This window comes from Methylophilus sp. (genome assembly GCF_008015755.1).
Taxonomy (GTDB): Bacteria; Pseudomonadota; Gammaproteobacteria; order Burkholderiales; family Methylophilaceae; genus Methylophilus.
Map to the genome: position 1 here is coordinate 1 of NZ_SSGF01000001.1, position 22,875 is coordinate 22,875.

Here is a 22,875-nt window from a genome sequence, read left to right on the forward strand (position 1 = left end):
GAATTGATGATGGCAGGTGCTTAAACCATGAATTATATGAACGCGAACGAAGGCATGATGCAACAACGTATGGAGCCGCAAGGTCTTGGCTATATTCCAATGGTCATTGAGCAAAGTGGCCGGGGTGAGCGTTCCTATGACATCTATTCACGCTTATTGAAAGAGCGCGTTATTTTCCTCGTTGGCCCTGTCAATGACATGACGGCCAATCTGGTTGTGGCGCAGCTTTTGTTCCTGGAAGCTGAAAACCCGGACAAAGACATTTCCTTGTACATCAACTCCCCGGGCGGTTCTGTAACGGCGGGTATGTCGATTTATGACACCATGCAATTTATTAAGCCGGATGTCAGTACCTTGTGTATTGGCCAGGCGGCCAGCATGGGCGCGTTCCTGCTGACTGCAGGGGCAAAAGGCAAGCGTTTTTGCCTGCCTAACTCCCGTGTCATGATCCACCAGCCATTGGGTGGCTTTCAGGGTCAGGCCTCTGATATCGAGATCCATGCTAAGGAAATTCTGTACCTTAAAGACAAATTAAATGGCATTATGGCTCATCATACTGGCCAGAACATTGAAACCATTGCCAACGACACTGATCGTGACAATTTTATGAGTGCTGACGCTGCCAAGGCTTATGGCCTGGTAGACCAGGTGATTGCCGCACGTAGCGCTGTTTAATCAGCGAGCAACCAGCAGGGGAATAGCATGGCAACTAAATCTGATAGCGAGAAGCTTTTATATTGCTCGTTTTGCGGCAAGAGCCAGCATGAAGTTAAAAAACTGATTGCGGGCCCGTCTGTCTTTATTTGCGATGAATGTGTTGACTTGTGCAACGACATTATTCGTGAGGAAATCCAGAGCCTCAACGAAATCAAGTCTGCAGACAAGAAACTGCCGACACCGCAAGAAATCTGCTCTATCCTTGACCAATATGTCATTGGCCAGGTGCAAGCGAAAAAAAACCTGGCAGTGGCAGTTTACAACCACTACAAACGCCTGGGATATAATCCTTTATCTGAAGGCAACCAGTCTGGTAAAGACGATGTCGAAGTGCAGAAAAGTAACATTCTGCTAATTGGGCCAACCGGTTCAGGTAAAACCTTGCTGGCGCAAACCCTGGCGCGTTTGCTGGATGTGCCATTTGTGATGGCTGATGCGACGACATTGACCGAAGCCGGTTATGTGGGTGAAGACGTCGAAAACATCATGCAGAAACTGCTACAAAAATGTGACTACGACGTTGAAAAAGCCCAGCGCGGCATTGTCTATATTGATGAAGTCGATAAAATTTCACGTAAGTCTGACAACCCGTCGATTACGCGTGATGTATCAGGCGAGGGTGTACAACAGGCTTTGTTGAAACTGATCGAGGGCACGATTGCCTCCGTCCCGCCACAAGGTGGCCGCAAGCATCCTAATCAGGAGTTTGTGCAACTGGACACTACCAATATCCTGTTTATCTGCGGCGGTGCCTTTGATGGCTTGGAAAAGGTGATCCGTCACCGCTCCGAAAAAGGCGGTATCGGCTTCGGCGCTGAAGTAAAAAGCAAGGAAGACGTACGCGCCGTAGGTGAAGTCTTGCGCGAGGTTGAGCCGGAAGATCTGATCAAGTTTGGCCTGATCCCAGAGTTCATTGGTCGTTTGCCAGTGGTGGCGACCTTGGAATCCCTGGATGAAGAAGCACTGATGACGATTTTGGTCGAACCGAAGAATGCGTTGACCAAACAGTATATGAAACTGTTCAAAATGGAAGGCGTGGAGCTGGAGTTTGAAGAGTCTGCCCTGCGTTTGATCGCTAAAAAAGCGCTTGAGCGTAAAACTGGTGCCCGTGGTTTGCGTTCCATCATGGAGCATGCCTTGCTTGACCTCATGTATGAGTTGCCATCGCTCAAGAGCCTGTCCAAGGTGATTGTAGACGCTGGTGTCATTGAACACACTTCTGAACCGATTCTGATTTACCAGGATACGCAAAAACGCGTCGAAAACGCACACTAAATCTTGCTTGCAATAGCCGTCCGGCTATTGCAAGATAGCATCTACAACATTAGATGCTGCTTCTATTGAATTCTCAAAGAATGTTCCCATCTAAATGCAAAGGGCTTGGTCCTTTGACACTTTACGAAAGAAGCTATGACTGAACACACTTTGCTTGACTCCGAGACGCCTGACACTGCTTTAATCCCGTTACTGCCGTTGCGTGATGTTGTTGTTTATCCACATTTGGTGATCCCACTGTTTGTTGGCCGCAGCAAGTCGGTCAAGGCATTGGAGCGTGCATCAGAGGGGGACAAGAAGATTCTGCTGGTGGCGCAGAAATCTGCCAATAAGGACGACCCGACGGCTGAAGATCTGTACGAGATCGGCACGCTGGCGACTGTATTGCAAATGCTGAAACTACCTGATGGCACGGTTAAAGTGCTGGTAGAAGGCCTGCACCGCGTACGCGTTTCCGATTTTGTCGAGACCGATGATTGCTTTATGGCATTGGGCGAAGAAGTCGAACAAACCGACCAGGACGATAAAGAAGCAGAAGCCTTGATGCGCACTGTCATGACGCAGTTTGACCAGTACGTCAAACTCAACAAGAAAATTCCGCCCGAAATCCTGACTTCACTGGCGACCATCAATGAGCCTGGCCGTCTGGCAGACACGATTTCTGCACACCTGACCCTCAAGCTGGAAGAAAAGCAAAAAGTATTGGAAATGCTTAGCGTGATTGAGCGTCTGGAGCATTTGCTTTACCTGATGGAGTCTGAAATCGACATCTTGCAGGTAGAAAAGCGTATCCGTGGCCGTGTGAAACGCCAAATGGAGAAAAGCCAGCGCGAGTATTACCTGAATGAACAAGTGAAAGCGATTCAGAAAGAACTAGGCGAGCAAGATGAAAACGCCGAGATGGAAGAGCTGGAACAGCGCATCAAAAATGCCGCCATGCCTAAAGAGGCGCTTGCCAAAGTGACTGCTGAGTTCAAGAAACTCAAATTGATGTCGCCGATGTCGGCTGAAGCGTCTGTCGTGCGTAATTACATCGACACTTTGCTTAACTTGCCATGGAAAAAGAAAACCAAGATCAGCAAAGATCTGCAGGCTGCAGAAGCGATTCTGGATGCCGATCATTATGGTCTGGACAAGGTTAAAGAGCGTATCGTTGAGTACCTGGCGGTGCAACAGCGGGTAGGTAAGCTAAAAGCCCCAATTTTGTGTTTGGTGGGGCCGCCTGGGGTAGGTAAAACTTCGCTTGGACAAAGCATTGCCAAAGCCGTGAACCGCAAATTTGTACGTATGGCTTTGGGTGGTGTGCGTGATGAAGCAGAGATTCGTGGTCATCGCCGGACTTATATTGGCTCCATGCCAGGTAAGGTGCTGCAAAGCATGACCAAAGTGGGCGTGAAAAACCCATTATTCCTGCTGGACGAAGTCGATAAGATGGGCCAGGACATGCGTGGTGATCCTTCTTCAGCCTTGTTGGAGGTGTTGGACCCGGAGCAAAACCACACATTTGCCGATCACTATGTGGAAGTCGACTATGATCTCAGTGATGTGATGTTTGTGGCAACCGCCAACAGCATGAATATTCCCGAGCCATTACTGGATCGTATGGAGATTATCCGTCTGTCAGGGTACACGGAAGACGAGAAAATCAATATTGCGCAGCGCTACCTGTTGCCCAAGCAGCTCAAGGCGCACGGTTTGAAATCCACTGATATTTCGGTGGCTGAAAGCGTATTGCGCGATATCGTGCGTTATTACACCCGTGAGGCTGGCGTTCGTCGTCTGGAACAGGAAATTGCGAAGATTTGCCGTAAAGCGGTAAAAGAGCAGTTACTGGCCAAAGGTAAGAGCAAAACCGTCAAGAAAATTAACGTCACCAGCAAAAACATTGAGCAATATCTTGGCATCAAACGCTACGACTTTGGTGTGGCAGCCAAAGAGAACCAGATAGGGCAGGTGACAGGACTGGCGTGGACCTCCGTGGGTGGTGAATTGCTGACGATTGAAGCCGTGACTTTGCCTGGTAAGGGTAAAACCATTACCACGGGTAAACTGGGTGATGTGATGCAGGAATCAGTGACTGCTGCCATGAGTGTGGTGCGTAGCCGTTCCGAAGGCTTGGGTATTCCTACTGATTTCTACGAGAAGAAGGACATCCATATCCACTTGCCTGAGGGGGCTACACCAAAAGACGGCCCAAGTGCCGGTATTGCGCTGACAACTGCCATTGTTTCAGTGCTGACAGGCATTCCAGCGCGCGCTGACGTGGCAATGACCGGGGAAATTACTTTGCGTGGTGAAGTGTTACCTATCGGTGGTTTGAAGGAAAAACTGCTGGCTGCGCATCGTGGTGGCATTAAAACGGTGTTGATTCCATCTGCCAATGAAAAAGATTTGGTAGAAATTCCGGCCAATATCAAAAAAGACCTGGATATTCATTGCGTAAAATGGATAGATCAGGTGCTGGATTTGGCGCTCGCCAGTGCACCACAGCCGTTAGCTGTGACTGCACCCGCCGTCGAGATTGTCGCTTCTGGTGATGCGAATCCGGAACAAGCGGTCACGCATTAGTAAAATTGATGCGAATTATTGTCAAAAGGCCGGATTAGCGCTTGACAGCTCGTTTTGCGGCTTGATATAAAGACGGTACAGGATGTACCTGTCTTTTTAACTAGTTATTAGGGGAAACACGTGAATAAATCAGAATTGATAGATCATATTGCAAGTGCAGCTGGTATTTCTAAAGCGGCAGCGGCTCGTGCTCTGGATGCAACAACTGAGGCTATTTCCGGCGCATTAAAAAAAGGTGATCTGGTAACCTTGATTGGTTTTGGTACATTCTATGTAGGTGAGCGTTCTGCACGTTCTGGCCGTAACCCGCGTACCGGCGCAACAATTAACATCAAAGCTGCTAAATCTCCTAAATTTAGGGCTGGTAAAGGTCTTAAAGATGCTGTAAACTAGCATTCTTTGGTTGAGCAGCTTTAGTTGCTCTGCCAGCAGTAGCACCACGCAGTGGTTGTTACGGGTGCTTAGCTCAGTTGGTAGAGCGTCGCCCTTACAAGGCGAATGTCAGCGGTTCGACCCCGTTAGCACCCACCAAACAATTTAAATTAAGAGTGCGATGTATGCGCTCTTAATTTTTTGAGTGACACTGCACTTAAGAAGTTACTTTAACAAGTGAAGCTAAGTGCAAGTTAATAATTAAAAAAAGTTGTTGATTTTATAATAAACAGTGTTATAATTTCAGCTTAACGATTACCGGGAGCGGTAGTTCAGTTGGTTAGAATACCGGCCTGTCACGCCGGGGGTCGCGGGTTCGAGTCCCGTCCGCTCCGCCAAATTAAAGCCCTGATTTATTCAGGGCTTTTTTCTTTTCAGCTTGCAAGGGTTCCAAGCCAGCCAACCCTAATCGACCAGCCTTGTTTATGCCTCTTTTAGTTTGGCGTGTTTTTACACACCAAACCCTGCCATGTGATTCAATACTTTATTTTCTGACGACAGCGCGTGTGAACATATTCATGCTGATGCCATAGTAAGCCTCCCGTCAAAAGGCGTGTGTTTTTCACCACGCCAGCAAAGTCAGCATTCGTCTATAGGCACTCGGCTTCAGTCCGGCGATATTGGCAGGTTTATGGTATAGTTTGCTGTTGTAAAAATCAGGTAATGGAAACCATAAAATGTTGGAAGCATTAAGAAAACACACACAAGGATGGATGGCAAAAATCATTCTGGCGCTGATTGTGGTGCCGTTTGCATTGTTTGGTATCGACTCTTATTTAAATCAGGCAGGTGGACAGGTCGCCGTGGCTAAAGTCGATGGTCAGAAAATCTCATTGCAAGAGTATTCAAATGCCGTTGAGAATGCCCGTAACTATTTGCAGTCACAAGGCCAAAAAGTCGATGCAGCCATGCTGGAAAGCCCGGCTTTCAAGCAATCTGTGCTAGATGGCATTATTACCCGCCGCCTGGTAGAAGGTGCGGTGCAGGATTACCGCTTCAGAATCAGTGATGAGCAATTGAGCCAGCACATTCTGGGCATGCCTGAATTTCAAAGCAATGGTAAGTTCTCTGAAGAGACTTATAACCAGTTGCTGACGCAAAACAAGCTGACCCCAGCCAAGTTTGAGCAAAGCGTGCGCAAGGATCTGGCGGTACAGCAAGTACGCGATGGCCTGACCAATCTGGTGTTTATGCCGAAAAAAGTGGCTGAGCAATCTCTGATGTCAGAATTTGAGCAACGTGAAGTGACCGTTGCTGACGTGAAAGTGTCTGACTTTATGAGCCAGGTGAACGTGACGCCAGAGCAGGTTCAAGCCTATTACAACCAGCATAAAACCAAATTCATTGCGCCAGCCAAAGTGAAACTGCAGTTTGCGTTATTGACCGCTGCTGGTTTAATGGGGCAGGTGAGTGCGTCAGATGAAGAAGTGAAGCAATTTTATGACGAAAATGCTGCCAAGTTGCAAGGCGATGAGCAGCGTCAAGCCAGCCACATTCTGATTGGTGTTAGCAGCACGGCGACGCCAGCGGAAAAAGCGGCGGCAAAAGAAAAAGCAGAAGCTATTCTCAAGCAAGCCAAAGCCAATCCTAAAAACTTTGAAAAACTGGCCATTGAAAATTCGCAAGACACGGGTTCTGCCAGCAAGGGTGGCGACTTGGGTAGCTTTGGCCGTGGCGCCATGGTCAAACCATTTGAAGATGCTGCCTTTGCCATGAAAGTGGGCGATATCAGTGACCTCGTTGAATCAGAGTTTGGTTACCACATCATCAAGCTGACTGGGATTACCGGCGAGTCCTCAGACTTTGACTCGGTAAAACTCAAACTCAAAGCTGAGTTGCTGTTCCAGAAGGCGCAAGCCAAATATGCAGAACTGGCCGATGACTTTGGTAATACCGTGTACGAGCAATCCGGTAGCCTGGACCCTGTTGCCAAGAAGTTTAATGTACAAGTACAAACCTCACCGGCCATGAGCAAAGAAGAAGTGTCCAAGTTCTTCAAGAGTGATCGTTTTGCAAGCCTGGTTTTTTCAGATGAAGTGCTGAAGGAGAAGCGTAACACTGAAGCCGTTGAAGTGTCGCCAAACAATTTGGTGGCTGGTCGTGTGGTTGAATACACACCAGAAGCCCCACGCAGCTTTGATGAGGTGAAAGCCGGCATTGAGACACTATTGAAAGTAGAAGCTGCAGGCAAACTTGCACAACAAAAAGGCGAGGCCTTATTGGCCGATCTTAAAGCAGGTAAAGCGACCGACACTGACTGGATCACCCCAGTGACGATTGACCGCAGAAACGCTCAAGGCCTGAGCGATGGTGTGATGCGTAACGTGTTCAAGGTCAATACGCATGCCTTGCCAGCCTATTACGGTTTTAACGAGGCTAACAAGGGTTACACCGTGATTAAAGTGATTGCGGTAAGTCAGAAGCTCAAAGATCAGCCTGATGTCGCTGACAGAGCGTTTAAAGCCTATCAGGCAGCGCTGGGTGATGAGATGTCACATGCTTATGTCGGCTCACTCAAAGCGAAAAAGGATATTCAGTTCAACGCGAAAGTATTGTTATCTAAAAATAACGAATAATTAAGCGTACTGAAGTAAAAAAGGAGGGCATTGCCCTCCTTTTTTTATTGCGGTGCTTTCGGTGTTTTAAATACTACGAACGATCAAGTCAAGAAAAGTCGCCCCTAGGGACGAAAGCAGCCAGGCAAATGCCAAACAGTTAAGCATGACCGTTGCCGAAAAAATGATTTGAAAAGACAGTTTTTTGGATTTGTGGCGAAATACTCTTTGCGCCAAAATTGCCCCCGGCCAGCCGCCAACCAATGCCAGTAGGTGTAGGGTTTTTTCTGGAGTGCGACTTTGGTAACGGATGGCAGCCGATTTATCTCGTCTGTAAACGATGAATGTTATGGCGCTTGCCACCCAATAACTCCAGAAAACCAATTCAGGCAGTTCGCCAGCCAGCATGGCAATGGTCACGCATGCAAGAAAGGTCATGGCAAAAAGCAGTTGCAGTGTGCCGTGATTGGATTGTGTTGACCGTTCCCTCTGTTGAAGCTTTGCTGGTTTGCGTATTTTTTTAGGGGTGTTTTTAGGATTGGTCACAATTGCTCACTTTAAGTCACCAGGTTTGATCAGTTCGCTGCACTTTTTTCTAAACCTTATTTCTAAACTTTATTTTTAATTGTCGAATCACGCCCTGAAGCAATGGTATGGACGCGTGACAATGACTTCAATGTGATTGTCATGAACATGCATTTTGATAATTATTAAGTGTGGTGTATATCAATAATATTTAAATATTATTATGATTAAAAACAATGAATTTTTTAATTTTATGGCACCTTTTTTTTGTTATTTTTGCCTAGGGATAGAGCGCCTATCCGCCATAAAAAACGCCTGTCTTTACAGAACAGGCGTTTTTGTTTGCAGCAATCCACTTAGTCGATTTGACCCGCAGCAGTGATATTCATACCACCATCTACATAGGTGATTTCCCCCGTCACACCAGAAGCCAGATCGCTCGATAAGAAGGCTGCGACGTTGCCGACTTCTTCAATGGTCACGTTGCGGCGCAGCGCTGCGTGTTTTTCGTTAAAGCCGATCATTTTGTCAAAGTCAGCAATACCGGAAGCGGCCAGCGTTTTGATCGGACCGGCGGATACTGCGTTGACACGGATGCCACGTGGGCCGAGGCTTTGAGCCAGGTAGCGCACGTTGGCCTCCAGGCTGGCTTTAGCGACGCCCATGACATTGTAGTTAGGCATGGTGCGCTCGGCGCCCAGGTAGCTCAGTGTGAGCAGGCTGCCGTTACGGCCTTGCATCATTGGGTAGGCGGCTTTAGCCATGGCGGAGAAGCTGTAGGAACTGATGTCATGCGCGATGTGGAAGTATTCGCGGCTGATGTTGTCCAGGTAATCGCCATCCAGGGCGACTTTAGGCACGAAGGCGATCGAGTGTATCAAGCCATCGAGGCCATCCCAGACTTTGGCCAATTCTACGAACAGATTGTCGATTTGTGCATCTTCGGCCACGTCACAGGGTAAAACGATGTTGGAGTCGAAGTCAGCGGCCAGGTCGCGTACACGCTTTTCGTGTTTGTCGACTTGATAGGTGAAGGCCAGTTCGGCCCCTTCACGTTTCATTGCGGCTGCAATGCCGTAGGCGATTGAACGGTTGCTCAGCAAACCGGCAATCAGAATTTTTTTTCCAGCAAGAAATGCCATGCTTGTTCCTGTTTGGTAGGTAGTTAGTTAAATCGGCTAGCGTGTGGTGTTGGAACGCGGGTCAAACACGTCACGCAGACCTTCGCCGAGCAGATTATACCCTAACACGGTAATTAATATGGCAAGTCCGGGGTAGAGCGAGAGCCACCAGGCAAACTGGATATACTCTTTGCCGTCGGTGAGGATATTGCCCCACGAGGCTTGTGGCGGCTGCACGCCCAGACCAAGAAAACTGAGGCCAGACTCAAGCAACACGGCACTGGCAATGCCTAGCACCACGCTGACGAGTACCGGCGTTAGGCTGTTGGGCAGGCAGTGTTTAAAAATCACCCGCCAGTCTTGCGCGCCGAGGGCGGTTGAGGCAGCGACAAATTCACGTTGAGTCAGGCTTAAAAACTCAGCCCTGACCAAGCGCGTGACACTCATCCACGAGGTGAGGCCGATCACAATCATGACATTGGTAATCGACGGGCTTAAAAAGGCAATCACCGCCAGGATGAGGAAAAAACTGGGGATGGAGAGCATGATGTCGACCAGGCGCATGATGACAGTGTCTACCCAGCCGCGGTAGTAACCCGCCAGGGCGCCCAAGATCACACCGATGGCCGTGGAAATACCCACCGCGACCAATCCCACCAGCAAAGACACGCGCCCGCCAAACAGCATACGGCTCCAGACATCGCGGCCGAGGCCATCGGTGCCCATCCAGTGTTCAGCAGAAGGGCCAATCAGAATTTGTTTGACTTGTACTGCATCGGGGTCATACGGCGCGATCCACGGTGCAAGCAGTGCTAGCAATAAAATGATGCCAATTAAACAGAGCCCGGTGACGGCGAGCGGATTTTGCAGGAGTTTTTGCATAGTGTCTGTGTTGCCTCGCGTATTGTTTGCCTAGCGTTGTGGCATGACGCCTCTGCGCAGACGCGGATCTGCCCAGGTATAAGCGAGGTCTGCCAGCAGGTTACCCATCAGCGTGAGCGCTGAGCCGATGGTGAGGATGCCCATCACCACCGGAAAGTCACGCATCATGACGGCGTCATAAAACAGTTTACCCATGCCGGGGATGGCAAAAATCGTTTCGGCAATCACTGAGCCGCCAATCAGGCCTGGCAGTGATAAGCCGACCAGGGTAATCAGTGGCAGCAGGGCATTACGCAAGGCGTGTCGATAGGTGACCGTGCGGTCACTGAGGCCTTTGGCGCGTGCAGTGGTGACGAAGTCCTGGCTGAGCACGTCCAGCATGCCGTTTTTCACAAACATAGTGACCCCGGCTAGGCCTGTGATGGCCGGAATGACCACAGGCAAGAATAAGTGCATTAACAGGTCTTGCGCTTTTTGCCAGGCATCCAACTGAGTATAATTCAGGCTGTGCAAACCAGAAATCGGAAACCACGGGTGTATGACACCCAGCCAATACATGAGCAGTAAAGACAGCCAAAAGCCGGGGATAGAGAAGCCGATAAAGTTAAACAGCGTAATGCTACGGTCTGGCCAGCGGCCATATTGTTTGGCCGCGATAACACCCAACGGTACGGCCAGGGTTAAGGTGAGCAGCAGGCCAACAATATTCATCAGCAGGGTGATGGGTAGCGCTTCCTGAATCATGCCAGGCGTGGTGTTGCCGTCTTTATCGGTTTCTGCCCAAAACACCGGTTTTTGGTGGCTGGCAAACGAGTGGCCAAAATCGAGGTGCACCATGCGCTCCAGCCAGAGCCCATATTGGACGATGATGGGTTTGTCCAGGTGATAGAGTTCGCGCAGCTTTTGGCGAGACTCTTCAGATGATTTAGGGTCAAAGGCGGCCTCGGTGCTGGTGATGTCGCCCGGAGCCAGGTGCATGATTAAAAAAGAAATCAGACTGATGCCGATTAGCATCGGAATCATCCACAATATACGTCTGACTAAATAATGAAGCATGCTTATTCTGCCTGTATTTGCGTGCGCCTGAGCGGCTCAGGAATATACCATTTTTGTGAATCATAACTCACCCCGGCGGGTGGCACCGGGTGCATAATGCCTTGCACGCGTTTGTGGATAGCGGTCAGGCCATAACCGGCAGACAAATACACCAGTGGGCTATCGTCATAAAGCCTTTTGGCGAAATCATGGTAAATCTGCATGCGTTTTTGTGGGTCAAATTCCAGGCGGCCTTGTTCCAGTAATTGATCAACAGCAGGATTGTTGTAACCAATAAAGTTAAACTGGCCCGGGCCTTGCTGGCTGGAGTGCCAGATCGAGTATTGGTCAGGGTCCAAGCCCAAGCCCCAGCCCATGACCACGGCGTCAAAGTCTCCAGGTTTGATAAAGTTCGTGAGCAGGCTAGCCCATTCCAGCGTGCGGATACGCGTATCAATACCGACTTCTTTTAAACGGCGCTGGATAATCACGGCCGTTTTTTCACGCTGTTTATTACCGAGGTTGGTCAGCACCTCAAAAGACAACGGTTTGCCGTTGCGCTCGATAATACCGTCACCATTGGTGTCTGTATAACCGGCTTCGGCCAGTAATTGCTTGGCTTTGGCCGGGTCAAACGGGTAGGGCGTTAAGTGTGGGTTGCTCCAGCGTGTGCCAGGCTTGTAGGGCGAGGCAATGGCAATGCCCAGGCCGAGATACACGCCGTCGATAATTTCTTGTTTGTCTATGGCGTAATTAATCGCTTTACGCACACGCACGTCGTCAAACGGTTTGCGTTTAAGGTTAAAACCAAGGTAAGTGTAGCTGTTGCCTAGCTCTTTATACTGATTCAATCTGGCCTGCAGCGCCGGGCGCGACGGGATAATGCGCGCATAGGTAATCGGGTCCAGCGTCATGCTGTCGATGTTGTCCGCCATCAGCTCCAGAAACTGCGCCGCCGGGTCCGGGATAATACGTTCAATTAATTGATCAATATTGGCAGGTCCTAGCACTGATTTAGGGTTTTTTTCGAGCTTGATATATTCGCCATGCCGCCATTCTTTTAACTGGTAGTAATGGCTGCTCAATGGTTTTTGCGCAAAATTGGTGGTGTGGATATCTTGCCCGGCCAGTTTGTGTTTGGGGAGCACTTGCAGGCTGGCCCAGCTTTCTAGGGCCGGTGCAAACGGCTGTGAATAATGCACAATAAACGTCTGTGCATCAGGCGCTTCTGCCTTGGTGACCAACTGGTAGTCAGACGCGTACGGGCTATGCGTTTTTTCGTCAGTAATCAGTTGCCACGTAAACAGCACATCGGCACTGGTCAGCGGTTTGCCATCCGCCCATTGCAAACCAGGTTTAAGCTTAAAGGTAATGGTTTTTTTGTCATCAGCCACTTGCCAGGCGGCCGCCAGCTCTCCAGCGAGGTCCAAGTGCTGGTCATATTTGAGCAGGGAGTTAAACAGGTTGGCGCCGATCGCCAGTGAGGCCGATTCGCCAGCCACCATGCCTATCATGCCACTCGGGTCTGACGGCATGGCGCTGATCATGGTGCCACCAGGCTGGGCAGGATAGGTTTGGTTTAGTGCTGCTGTCTGCGGGCCCTCTGACTCAGGGCTACAGGCAATCAGCCCGCTACACAGCAGGCCCAAGATCAGCCGCTGACCCGCCAACGCATGCGCTGTGGTGCAATTGAAATGCATACCGGGCAATGGTCGATGGGTCATGGTGGGTGGCCGTGTCAGTGTTTAGTCTATTTGGTTTTTTTACTATGCGAAGTACTTGTCTTTTTGTGCGAAGAAGACTGCGCACTGGATTGCTTTTTGCTTGAAGCCGATGTTCTTTTATGACTAGTATTAGCACTGCTTTTTGAGCTGCGAGACTGGCCACTGCTACTAGAGTTACTTTCCTGTTTTTCCAGCTGCAACACCTGGCCAACCGCCAGATTCTTCGATTTCAGATGATTTTGTTGCATGATCTGTTTACTGCTGATGCCGTAACGTTTCGCCAGTTTTGCCAATGTATCACCTTGTTTAACCTTGTGCGAGATAGCACTCGATTTACTCGACGATTCTCTTTCAACCGGTATCTCAATCGGCAATTGTGCCATGGCCGCGACATCAATCGGCCGGGTCAGCCCTGATTGCACACTGGCAGGGACCAGCAACGGCCTACGCACGATGAGATTACGGTTGGGTTTGAGGTTATTGGTCGCGCTTAGTTCATAAATACTGATGCCAAACTGGCTGGCAATGGCGCCCAGGCGCTCACCACGCTTGGGCTGGTAGCTATGCCAATTAGACAATGGGCGGTTATAACCACTGAGGTTGTTGGTGAAGTTGCTGGCCGCCCAGGTGGGCAGTAATAGCTTTTGATAGCTGTTTTCGGTAATCAGCACGGGGCGCGTAAAGCTGGGATTTAACGCATTAAATTCTTCTAGTGAAATCCCCGCCAGTTCCGCAGCCAGTTTGGCGTCAATCTTGTTCGGCGCTTGCACGGTGGTGAAATACGGCTTGTTAGGAATCTCGTTGAGCGTTAAACCATAATTTTCAGGGCGAAAAATAATGTTTTTAATCGCCTGCAATTTAGGTACGTAATTGCGGGTTTCGTCTGGCAAAGACAAATGCTGGTAATCAGTGGGCAGCCCTAGCTGGCGGTTGCGCTCAATTGCGCGTGCCACGGTACCTTCACCAGCGTTGTAAGCGGCGAGTGCCAGGTCCCACGCACCAAACATGGTATAGAGCTTTTGCAGGTAATTGAGTGCCGCTTGGGTGGCTGCCGTGACGTCTTTACGCGAGTCTTTCCAGTAATTTTGCTTGAGGCCAAAATCCTTACCGGTGGAAGGAATAAACTGCCAGATGCCTGAGGCTTTGCTGGTAGAAAGCGCCTTCGGGTTAAAGCCGCTTTCAATCATGGGCAGCAGGGCAATTTCGGTCGGCATGCCTCTTTTTTCAACTTCAACCACAATATGGTAAAGATATTTTTTGCTGCGCTCCAGCATGCGTGACACATAGTCCGGGCGCGAGGCATACCATTGCTCGTGCTTGTTGGTGTAGGTGGAGTCGATGTCCGGCATATTAAAGCCGTCACGCACGCGATCCCACAGGCTGTCCTGCAGGGTTAGTGAGTCTTCAAACTGGTAGCTGGAATTATAATTTTCTGTGTCCGGGCCGCCATAACTCTCATCATAACTGCCGTTGTCATCCGACATATTGGCTGGCTCTACATATTCAGCCAATGCCAGTAATGGAAAGGCTGAGAGTGCAGCACATAGCAATAATTTTTTAAAACGCATGACGGTAATACTTAATCCTGAGGCTGTTGCACAAGCTGATCCTTGGAAAAACTTGCACATGCATTGATAAACCGGGTGGCCGCTAAGGCCATACCAACCAGCACGTGATTGACGTAACGCACACAAGCGCCTGAAAGAGGACATCATTCTACGTTAATTTTTCAGTGAGACAAGCCCTTGCGACGGTGCGGGCTTTGTGTGTGCAAGCTGGCTTGTGCGCGCCATGCCTAGAATTGGTTGCGGCGTGCACGTAGTTCGGTAAAGACATCCAGCGTGGGCCAATTTAAAAAGGCAGGCAGATGTGACAATGCCTCGCAACGCAAAAAGGGATTGGTGGCTAGTTCCAGGGCGAGGGTGGTCGGCAGTGTTGGTCGTTCTCTGGCGCGTAAGGCTGCCGCGTCTTGCGCACGTTGTTGCAACTCCGGGTTGTCAGGGTCCACCGTTTGCGCAAAAGCAATGTTGTGCGCTGTGTACTCATGTGCAGGATAAATCAGCGTGGTAGTGGGCAGGGCGGCGATTTGTTGCAATGAGGCATGCATTTGTGACGGCGTGCCCTCAAACAGGCGGCCGCAGCCAGCACCAAACAGCACGTCACCGCTAAACAAGTGCTGACGATTAAGGTAGTAGGCGATATGGTCCAGCGTATGGCCTGGCAACGATAGCACGTCAATCGTGAGTGTGCCAAAGTGGCTAAAGTAGATTTGGTCGCCTTGTTGCACGCGGCTGGCTTGTAATGCGCGGTAGACCGGCAGATCACTGTACGGTGCGTAGACCGGGCACTGCCAGTGCTGTTGAAGCACGGCGGCACCGCCAACATGGTCAGAGTGGTGGTGGGTCAGCAAGATGCCGACTAGCTGCAACTGGTGAGCTTGTAACGCTTGTTCTACCACTTCGGCATCGCCAGGGTCGACCACCAGGGCATGCTGGCCGCAGTGAATCAGCCATAAATAATTATCGCTAAAAGCGGGCAGTGCGCTGATCGCTAGGCTTGCAGAAGTGTCGTGCATCCCGCATCATTGAAAAAAATGGTCATGCTTGTCAAGGCACAATCGTGTTTAACTGCTTGTTTGATCGCTTTAGGTTTATTTGTAGCGTGTTATTTTTGATTAGTGTTATTTCTGGCATTTTTGGGAGTTACTCTTGCAATCCAGCCAGCCTGTTACCTCGAGTGCGGCCACTTTTGATGCGATAGCGTTGGGCCGATATATTGCGCAGCACGAGATTCCGCGATATGCGCAAACCGTGGCTGATGTGTTTGGTTTTCACGCCTTGCAGATCGGCTGGCCGACCCATGATTTGCTTGAGCATTGCCGTATTCCCTATAAACACTCATTGCAGCTAAGCCCCACGCCCAATGCATCGCTGCTGTGTGAAAGCGAATTTTTACCGTTTGCCGAGCAGTCAGTCGACCTGGTGTGCATGCCGCATGTGCTGGAACAATGTGCTGATCCGCAACAAACCCTGCGCGAAGTGTTCCGCGTGCTGGTACCCGAAGGCACGTTGGTGCTGACAGGCGTGACGCCAGTGAGTGGCTTGGGAGTGCGTGCGCGTGTCGGTCAGTTTAAAGAGGCTGGTCACTTTCGACGCCTGTTCACCGCCAGGCGTATACGCGACTGGCTGAATGTGCTTGGCTTTGAAGTTGTGCACAGTGGTAGCTTGATTCACGCTTTACCCATTAATGATCCGCTATGGCTAGCACGACAATCTTGCCTCGAGCGCTGGGGTCGCCACACTTGTGGTATGACTGGCGGCGTGTATTTTTTGGTGGCGAAAAAGAGAGTGTTGAATGTCCGTTTGCTCAAACCAGAATGGAAAAAATCGCCGCTTAACCACGCCTTGCAGGTTCGAAAAGGCCAATCCAGCATACAAAAACAAGTACAAAAACAGTTAGAATGCGCGGATGTCGACTCAACAATGGATAGAAATGTACGCTGATGGCGCCTGCAAGGGCAACCCAGGCGTCGGGGGCTGGGGCGTTTGGCTCAAAGCGGGTGAACACGAAAAGTCACTGTGTGGCGGTGAGGCGCTCACCACCAATAACCGCATGGAAATGACGGCAGTGATTCAAGGGCTGCAAGCATTGAAAAAACCCTCACAAGTGAAGGTGTATACCGACTCTAGTTATGTGCAAAAAGGCATGACAGAGTGGCTGGCAGGCTGGAAAAAGAAACAGTGGCGTACGGCGGATAAAAAGCCAGTCAAGAATGCCGACTTATGGCAGATACTGGATGGATTGGCGGCCACGCACCAGATCGAATGGATCTGGGTAAAGGGCCATGCGGGCAATGAAGGCAATGAACGCGCCGATGCATTGGCTAATCAGGGCGTGCTGACCGTGGCGGCGAGTTAAAAGGACTGATTGATGAGACAGATTTTTCTCGATACGGAAACCACCGGTTTATACCCGGACCAAGGGCATCGCATTATTGAAATTGCCGCGGTGGAAATTTTTAATCGCAGACCGACCCAGCGTCATTTCCATATTTATATCAATCCAGAGCGCGAGATTGACCCCGGTGCGCAAGAGGTGCATGGTATTTCGCTAGAGTTTTTGCAAGACAAGCCTTTGTTTGCAAGCATTGCCGCAGAATTTATTGCGTTTATCCGTGGTGCCGAGTTGATTATCCATAATGCGCCGTTTGATGTTGGCTTTTTGAATATGGAGCTCGCCAAACTCGGCCAAGATAAGCTGGAAACTTATGTCAGCGGTATTGTCGATACCTTGAAAATGGCCAAGGACATGCGGCCAGGCCAACGTAACAACCTGGATGCCTTGTGCCGACACTTTGGTATTGATAACTCGCAGCGTACTTTGCACGGCGCGTTGCTGGATGCGGAGTTGCTGGCTGAAGTCTATATCGCCATGACGCGCGGCCAGGAGAGTTTGCTCATGGAGTTATCCAGTCCGGTCGAGCAAGCAACGCAGGCAACTCTGTCGGTAGATTTTTCTGCCTTAAAGTTGTTGCCTGCAGATGAAGAGGAGTTGGCCGCGCATCAACAATACATCGCCGGCTTGGCCAAGGCTGGCGCAACAAGCTGGTAAGGCAGTCAATCTTGATTAACGTGGTGTCATCTGTGTTGATCAAGTATTTGAAACGCTTACTGCTGCGCTAGTATTAAACAAATATCAATCAGCACAATCACTTTGAATGTAGGTCTTTTATGCTCACAGAAACCATTGTAGTGACCGGCGGCGCCGGTTTTATTGGCAGCAATTTTGTCAATGCCTGGGTCAGGCACCAATTGGGGACCGTGATCAATCTGGATAAGCTGACCTATGCTGGCAACATGGAAAACCTGGCCGACATCAGCCAACATCCTCAGCATATATTTGTGCATGCGGATATTGGTGATCGTGCCGCTGTGAAAAGCTTGCTGGAAACGCACCGGCCACGCGCGGTCCTTAATTTTGCGGCTGAGAGCCATGTTGACCGCTCCATTCATGGGCCGGATGCGTTTATTCAAACCAATGTCGTTGGTACTTTTAATTTACTGGAAGAGGTACGCGCTTATTGGCAGGCCTTGCCGGTAGACGAGCAACAGCAGTTCCGTTTTCTGCATGTCTCTACAGACGAAGTGTACGGCTCGCTGGGGCCGACTGATCCAGCGTTTAAAGAAACCAATACCTACCAGCCCAATAGCCCGTATTCAGCCTCAAAAGCGGCCTCTGATCATCTGGTCCGTGCCTATCACCATACCTATGGCTTACCCACGCTGACGACCAACTGTTCTAACAATTACGGTCCGTATCACTTCCCTGAGAAGTTGATTCCGCTAGTGATCCACAATGCCTTGTCTGGCCAACCATTGCCTATTTATGGCAACGGCAGCAACATTCGCGACTGGTTATATGTAGAAGACCATTGCAGTGCGATTCGTGAAGTGTTGGCTAAAGGCAAAGTAGGGGAAACCTACAACATTGGTGGCTGGAATGAAAAAACCAACCTGGAAGTCGTGCATACATTGTGCGACATCCTCGATCAGGAGCGGCCCAAAGCGCAAGGCAGCTACCGTGACCAGATGACTTTTGTGAAAGATAGGCCGGGCCATGATGCGCGCTACGCCATTGATGCCAGCAAGATTGAGCAAGCATTAGGCTGGAAGCCGCAAGAAACCTTTGAAACCGGCATCCGCAAAACCGTACGCTGGTACCTAGAGCACCATGAGTGGGTGGCGAGAGTGACCAGTGGTGAGTATCAACATTGGTTAAACAAGAACTACCATGAACGTGGTGAGGAGCTCGCATAATGGCAAGAAAAGGCATTGTATTGGCAGGGGGCTCCGGCACGCGTTTATACCCGGTGACACAGGTGGTTTCCAAGCAGTTATTGCCAGTGTATGACAAACCCATGATTTACTACCCGTTGTCGGCACTCATGCTGGCTGGCATACGAGAAGTGCTGATTATTTCTACGCCCATGGATACGCCACGCTTTAAAGAATTACTCGGCGATGGCAGCCAGTGGGGCATGCGGATTGAGTATCAGATACAACCCTCCCCAGATGGCCTGGCGCAAGCATTTATTTTGGGCGAATCTTTTATTGGCAACGATACCAGCGCGCTGGTGCTGGGTGATAATATTTTTTATGGTCATGAGCTGGGGGCCATGGCGATGGCGGCCGGGCAGCGCGCACAGGGCGCCACGGTGTTTGCCTACCCGGTGAATGATCCTGAACGCTATGGCGTGGTGGAATTCGATGCGCAAGGTGCTGCCATTAGCCTGGAAGAAAAACCGACCCAGCCAAAATCCCGCTACGCAGTGACTGGCCTGTATTTTTATGATCAGCGCGTGGTCGAGATTGCCAAAAATCTGAAACCATCTCCGCGTGGTGAGCTGGAAATTACCGACGTCAATAAACAGTACCTGGCTTGGGGCGACCTCAACGTTGAAGTGATGGGGCGTGGCATGGCCTGGCTGGATACTGGCACGCACGAGTCTTTGCTGGAGGCGAGCGGCTTTATTCAAACCATAGAAAAACGCCAGGGCTTGAAAATTGCTTGCCTGGAAGAGATTGCCTATCGCCAGGGCTTTATCAATGCCGAACAACTGGATAAATTGGCGGATAAATACGCCAAAAATGGCTATGGACAGTATTTGAAACAGATTCTTAAAGAGCAGGTGTTTTGATGCAGGTGGTGGCAACAACGATTCCAGAGGTGTTGATTCTGGAGCCCAAACTCTTTGGCGATGCGCGTGGTTTTTTTCTGGAAAGCTTTAATGCCAACACCTTTAAAAACTGCACCGGGCTCGATGTACAATTTGTGCAAGATAACCATTCGCGCTCTGGCAAAGGCGTGTTGCGCGGCCTGCATTACCAGATACAACAGCCGCAGGGCAAACTGGTGCGCGTGGTGCAAGGCGAGGTGTTTGACGTGGCAGTTGATATGCGTAGCCAATCAGCGACCTTTGGCCAGTGGACGGGCGCGCATTTGAGTGCAGACAATCACCGTCAATTGTGGATTCCACCTGGGTTTGCTCATGGTTTCGTCGTACTGACAGACACGGCAGACTTTCTGTATAAAACCACGGACTATTATGCGCCGCAGCATGAGGCCTGCTTAAAGTGGGATGACGCTAAGGTTGGCGTGCAGTGGCCATTAGCGCAGGCGCCTAGCTTGTCAGCCAAAGACCAGCAAGGATTGTCGTGGGCAGAGGCACCTAAATTTGATGCGATTTGAACAGTGTTAATGTCGTCATGAAAAAAATTCTATTAACCGGCGTCAGCGGTCAAGTTGGTCACGCATTACAACAGCAATTGGCCTTAGAACTGGCCGATGAGTGGCAGGTGGTGGCTTGTGATCGCCAACAACTGGATTTAACGCAGCCTGAGCACATCCGGCGTGTGGTGCGCGACATTGCGCCAGATTTGATTATTAATCCGGCAGCGTATACGGCGGTCGATAAAGCCGAGTCTGAGCGTGAATTGGCTGATGCGATTAACGCGACCGCGGCAGGCGTACTGGCCGAAGAAGCGGCAAGACTAAAGATCGGGCTGATTCATTTTTCAACAGACTATGTCTATGACGGTACAAAAAATGGCGTTTATACAGAAGATGATGCTGTCAACCCGCTCAGCGTCTATGGTGCCAGCAAACTGGCCGGTGAGGAGGCCATTAGACGCGTTGGATTGCCGCACCTGATTTTGCGCACCAGTTGGGTCTATGGCAGCTATGGCAAAAACTTTCTCAAAACGATTATCCGCCTGGCCCAAGCGCGTGAAAACCTGCGCATTGTGGCAGACCAATATGGGGCACCGACGGCGGATATTGCCATCGCCAGGGCGGTGACAGAATTAGTCACACGCTGGCATCCGGAAGATGCAGCGCAAACCGGTGTGTATCATCTGGTCAATCGCGGGGAAACTTCCTGGTGTGGTTTTGCCAGTGAAATTGTGGCGCAGTACCGAGCATTGGAAACTTTGCGTGGCTGGCCTGCATTGGCGGTGAAAGAGATTGCGCCGATTGCTACAGCCGAATATCCAACACCCGCCAAACGCCCGGCAAATTCAAGGCTGACTACAGCTAAGCTTGAGCAAACGTTTGGCGTGACCCTGCCTGAGTGGTCTATCGCCTTGAATCAGGTGATGGCTGAGTTAGTGGTGAGTGTGGCTGATTAATTAGAACGGCTAATTAAGCCAAAGCAACATTAAGTAGCGTCAAACGCATCCGTCCAGCTATTGGGCGTTTCGTAGAGCCTGACTTTCATAAGCTTGAGATGATTGCCAAAAGTGTCAGTATATTGTGCTTTGAGTAACCTGAATGCTTCCGCAGCCATGTTTTCGGCTGTCGGAATGGTCGGGAAGATAATGGTTTTGTGATTGGGCAGGCTATTTAAGAAATCCAGCACTGCCACGTCCCCCTTGTAGACCAGAAAAGCATGGTCCCAGCGGTCAACAATGGTTTCACGGGCAATCCGTTTAACGTCTGCGAAGTCCATCACCATGCCATTTTCTGAGGCATGCTCAGCATTGATGATCTCACCCGAGAGGGTAATCTCTATGGCGTAACGGTGGCCGTGCAAATTGCGGCATTGGCTTTTGTGATCAGGAATGCGATGTCCGGCATCGAATTCCAAGCGTGTAGTAATTTCCATCCAAGTATTATATCAGGCAACGATATATCAGTAACCTGACAACACAGCTAAACCAAAGTAATACCAGTCATCTTTGCGTGCGAGTTGCGTGATGATGACATCAGGCGCTCTTGGCCTGCATGCATACTGTCGGGCTGATTAATACAGGTCGTCAATATTCATCAGAACATCTTCATCCGCAGAGTAGTGCTTGTGGCTCTTTTCATAATTGCCGTAGCTGGACTCAAAGTCATCGACTTCATCGCCAGCAAAATCTTCCAGCATTTGGTCAATTTTTTTAAATTTGTCGGTAGGCGTTGCTTTTTGTAACATGGTGATCTCCCAGTACATCATTAACTTACTCAAACATGTCAGTCCTTGCTGTTCTTGGTAAAGCATTAGCATAGACTATGCCAATGATCATTTTTGTTCCTTACAATTTTATTAACGGCAACTATTAAAAAAAGTAAAATATGCGTCATTCATACAGAACAATCAAGCTAACTGATTGTCTGTAAAGGCACAACATAAACATAAGACTCAGGAGAGATGCAATGCGCGGTGTGATATTCATGTTATTAAGCTTAGGCAGCTATTCGTTGGCGCAGGCTGACTGTGCGCCGCTATATCAGCACCAATTTAAAACCTTGCAGGGGCAGACTGTCGATTTTTGTCAATTTCAGGACAAACCCATCCTGATTGTGAACACCGCCAGTAAATGTGGCTTTACGCCCCAGTTTGAGGCGCTGGAGGCCTTATATGAACAATATAAGGACAAAGGTCTGGTCGTGATTGGCTTTCCGTCAAATGACTTCAGGCAAGAGCCAGGGAATAACAAGCAAATTGGCGATTTTTGCAAGCTGACGTATTCAGTCAAGTTTCCCATGGTTGAAAAATCCAGTGTGGCTGGCAGCACGGCCAATCCCTTGTATCAGCAATTAATCAAACAAACCGGCCAGGCACCGCAATGGAATTTTTACAAATATGTGATCTTGCCAGGCGGCCAAAAAGTTTATTCATTTAATAGCATGACGCGGCCTGAGAGCGAAGAGATCATAAGCAAGATCAAACCTTATCTCAAATAGCACTTATGTTAGCAGCTGACCTGCTGCTTTTTTCAGCAGGTCAGGGCGCCAAATAAAACGATATGAAGTTTTTTTCATGTTTTGTCGTGAAAGCCGTTGACAAGACTTCTAGCCATCATTAATATGGCGCCTTCTTTGAATTGCACTGCAAAACGAAGAGCAGCATTACCAGAGATTCGGGGGTATAGCTCAGCTGGGAGAGCGCTTGCATGGCATGCAAGAGGTCAGCGGTTCGATCCCGCTTATCTCCACCAAGTGATTGAAAATATTGAATTTTTTAAAAAATAAATATTTTAATTATTTGAAAAACTGGTA

At 49.7% G+C, this 22,875-nt stretch carries 22 protein-coding genes and 3 tRNA genes; 16 read left to right on the forward strand and 9 right to left on the reverse strand.

All coding sequences use genetic code 11. From position 1 onward, the window contains the following. The first annotated feature begins 27 nt into the window (after window positions 1–27). From clpP to E6Q52_RS00035, 7 genes are all read left to right on the forward strand, one after another. Window positions 28–675, forward strand: coding sequence for an ATP-dependent Clp endopeptidase proteolytic subunit ClpP (clpP, locus tag E6Q52_RS00005; RefSeq protein ID WP_018985284.1), 648 nt, complete (start codon window positions 28–30; stop codon window positions 673–675). A 27-nt stretch (window positions 676–702) separates the two neighbouring features. Beyond that, window positions 703–1,992, forward strand: a complete 1,290-nt coding sequence (clpX, locus tag E6Q52_RS00010; protein WP_018985283.1) for an ATP-dependent Clp protease ATP-binding subunit ClpX — start codon at window positions 703–705, stop codon at window positions 1,990–1,992. Between the two features lie 135 nt (window positions 1,993–2,127). Next, complete coding sequence (gene lon, locus E6Q52_RS00015; protein ID WP_292817124.1) at window positions 2,128–4,560, forward strand: endopeptidase La; 2,433 nt, start codon at window positions 2,128–2,130, stop codon at window positions 4,558–4,560. Window positions 4,561–4,680: 120 nt separating this feature from the next. Beyond that, window positions 4,681–4,953, forward strand: coding sequence for an HU family DNA-binding protein (locus tag E6Q52_RS00020; RefSeq protein WP_019882242.1), 273 nt, complete (start codon window positions 4,681–4,683; stop codon window positions 4,951–4,953). A gap of 62 nt (window positions 4,954–5,015) precedes the next feature. After that, window positions 5,016–5,091: transfer RNA gene (locus E6Q52_RS00025), tRNA-Val, on the forward strand. A gap of 162 nt (window positions 5,092–5,253) precedes the next feature. After that, window positions 5,254–5,330, forward strand: a tRNA-Asp gene (locus E6Q52_RS00030). 339 nt (window positions 5,331–5,669) lie between these two features. Continuing rightward, the gene (locus E6Q52_RS00035) at window positions 5,670–7,568 is read left to right on the forward strand and encodes a SurA N-terminal domain-containing protein (protein WP_292817126.1); all 1,899 of its coding nucleotides are present in this window, start codon (window positions 5,670–5,672) and stop codon (window positions 7,566–7,568) included. Window positions 7,569–7,634: 66 nt separating this feature from the next. On the opposite strand, the gene E6Q52_RS00040 is transcribed toward E6Q52_RS00035, so the two are convergent. The 7 genes from E6Q52_RS00040 to gloB all read right to left on the reverse strand — a co-directional run bounded on the left by E6Q52_RS00040 (window position 7,635) and on the right by gloB (window position 15,409). After that, the gene (locus E6Q52_RS00040) at window positions 7,635–8,093 is read right to left on the reverse strand and encodes a DUF1294 domain-containing protein (protein ID WP_292817128.1); all 459 of its coding nucleotides are present in this window, start codon (window positions 8,091–8,093) and stop codon (window positions 7,635–7,637) included. A 335-nt stretch (window positions 8,094–8,428) separates the two neighbouring features. Next, window positions 8,429–9,214 (reverse strand): SDR family oxidoreductase, encoded by a 786-nt coding sequence (locus tag E6Q52_RS00045; protein WP_194753547.1) that lies wholly within the window; start codon window positions 9,212–9,214, stop codon window positions 8,429–8,431. A gap of 36 nt (window positions 9,215–9,250) precedes the next feature. Next, the gene (locus tag E6Q52_RS00050) at window positions 9,251–10,075 is read right to left on the reverse strand and encodes an ABC transporter permease (protein WP_292817132.1); all 825 of its coding nucleotides are present in this window, start codon (window positions 10,073–10,075) and stop codon (window positions 9,251–9,253) included. A gap of 30 nt (window positions 10,076–10,105) precedes the next feature. Then, the gene (locus tag E6Q52_RS00055; protein ID WP_292817134.1) at window positions 10,106–11,131 is read right to left on the reverse strand and encodes an ABC transporter permease; all 1,026 of its coding nucleotides are present in this window, start codon (window positions 11,129–11,131) and stop codon (window positions 10,106–10,108) included. Between the two features lie 2 nt (window positions 11,132–11,133). Continuing rightward, window positions 11,134–12,834 carry a peptide-binding protein gene (locus E6Q52_RS00060; protein WP_292817136.1) on the reverse strand — a complete coding sequence of 567 codons (1,701 nt, stop codon included), beginning with the start codon at window positions 12,832–12,834 and terminating at the stop codon, window positions 11,134–11,136. A 26-nt stretch (window positions 12,835–12,860) separates the two neighbouring features. Further along, window positions 12,861–14,402: a transglycosylase SLT domain-containing protein gene (locus E6Q52_RS00065; protein WP_292817138.1), complete on the reverse strand. Its 1,542-nt coding sequence runs from the start codon at window positions 14,400–14,402 to the stop codon at window positions 12,861–12,863. A gap of 227 nt (window positions 14,403–14,629) precedes the next feature. After that, on the reverse strand, window positions 14,630–15,409 hold the full coding sequence (gloB, locus tag E6Q52_RS00070; protein WP_292817140.1) for a hydroxyacylglutathione hydrolase: 780 nt from the start codon (window positions 15,407–15,409) through the stop codon (window positions 14,630–14,632). Window positions 15,410–15,542: 133 nt separating this feature from the next. On the opposite strand from gloB, the gene E6Q52_RS00075 reads away from it, so the two are divergent. The 7 genes from E6Q52_RS00075 to rfbD all read left to right on the forward strand — a co-directional run bounded on the left by E6Q52_RS00075 (window position 15,543) and on the right by rfbD (window position 21,020). Then, window positions 15,543–16,337 (forward strand): class I SAM-dependent methyltransferase, encoded by a 795-nt coding sequence (locus tag E6Q52_RS00075; protein WP_292817142.1) that lies wholly within the window; start codon window positions 15,543–15,545, stop codon window positions 16,335–16,337. Continuing rightward, window positions 16,303–16,752, forward strand: coding sequence for a ribonuclease HI (gene rnhA / locus E6Q52_RS00080; protein ID WP_292817144.1), 450 nt, complete (start codon window positions 16,303–16,305; stop codon window positions 16,750–16,752). The genes E6Q52_RS00075 and rnhA overlap by 35 nt, the downstream gene beginning before the upstream one ends. A gap of 12 nt (window positions 16,753–16,764) precedes the next feature. Further along, window positions 16,765–17,445, forward strand: coding sequence for a DNA polymerase III subunit epsilon (gene dnaQ, locus E6Q52_RS00085; protein ID WP_292817146.1), 681 nt, complete (start codon window positions 16,765–16,767; stop codon window positions 17,443–17,445). 119 nt (window positions 17,446–17,564) lie between these two features. After that, window positions 17,565–18,650: a dTDP-glucose 4,6-dehydratase gene (gene rfbB, locus E6Q52_RS00090; RefSeq protein WP_292817148.1), complete on the forward strand. Its 1,086-nt coding sequence runs from the start codon at window positions 17,565–17,567 to the stop codon at window positions 18,648–18,650. Next, window positions 18,650–19,531 (forward strand): glucose-1-phosphate thymidylyltransferase RfbA, encoded by an 882-nt coding sequence (rfbA, locus tag E6Q52_RS00095; protein ID WP_292817150.1) that lies wholly within the window; start codon window positions 18,650–18,652, stop codon window positions 19,529–19,531. Before rfbB ends, rfbA begins: the two co-directional genes overlap by 1 nt. Beyond that, a complete protein-coding gene (rfbC, locus tag E6Q52_RS00100) occupies window positions 19,531–20,082 on the forward strand; it encodes a dTDP-4-dehydrorhamnose 3,5-epimerase (RefSeq protein ID WP_292817152.1) in 552 nt (183 codons plus the stop codon). Before rfbA ends, rfbC begins: the two co-directional genes overlap by 1 nt. A 17-nt stretch (window positions 20,083–20,099) precedes the next feature. After that, window positions 20,100–21,020 (forward strand): dTDP-4-dehydrorhamnose reductase, encoded by a 921-nt coding sequence (gene rfbD / locus E6Q52_RS00105; RefSeq protein WP_292817154.1) that lies wholly within the window; start codon window positions 20,100–20,102, stop codon window positions 21,018–21,020. 29 nt (window positions 21,021–21,049) lie between these two features. Here rfbD and queD read toward each other — a convergent pair whose 3' ends face one another. After that, window positions 21,050–21,496 carry a 6-carboxytetrahydropterin synthase QueD gene (queD, locus tag E6Q52_RS00110; protein WP_292817156.1) on the reverse strand — a complete coding sequence of 149 codons (447 nt, stop codon included), beginning with the start codon at window positions 21,494–21,496 and terminating at the stop codon, window positions 21,050–21,052. A gap of 138 nt (window positions 21,497–21,634) precedes the next feature. Next, window positions 21,635–21,808, reverse strand: a complete 174-nt coding sequence (locus E6Q52_RS00115) for a hypothetical protein (RefSeq protein WP_292817158.1) — start codon at window positions 21,806–21,808, stop codon at window positions 21,635–21,637. A 239-nt stretch (window positions 21,809–22,047) separates the two neighbouring features. Between E6Q52_RS00115 and E6Q52_RS00120 the strand changes: the two genes are divergently transcribed. Continuing rightward, the gene (locus E6Q52_RS00120; protein WP_292817160.1) at window positions 22,048–22,560 is read left to right on the forward strand and encodes a glutathione peroxidase; all 513 of its coding nucleotides are present in this window, start codon (window positions 22,048–22,050) and stop codon (window positions 22,558–22,560) included. Window positions 22,561–22,738: 178 nt separating this feature from the next. Next, a tRNA-Ala gene (locus E6Q52_RS00125) sits at window positions 22,739–22,814 on the forward strand. Window positions 22,815–22,875: the final 61 nt, after the last annotated feature.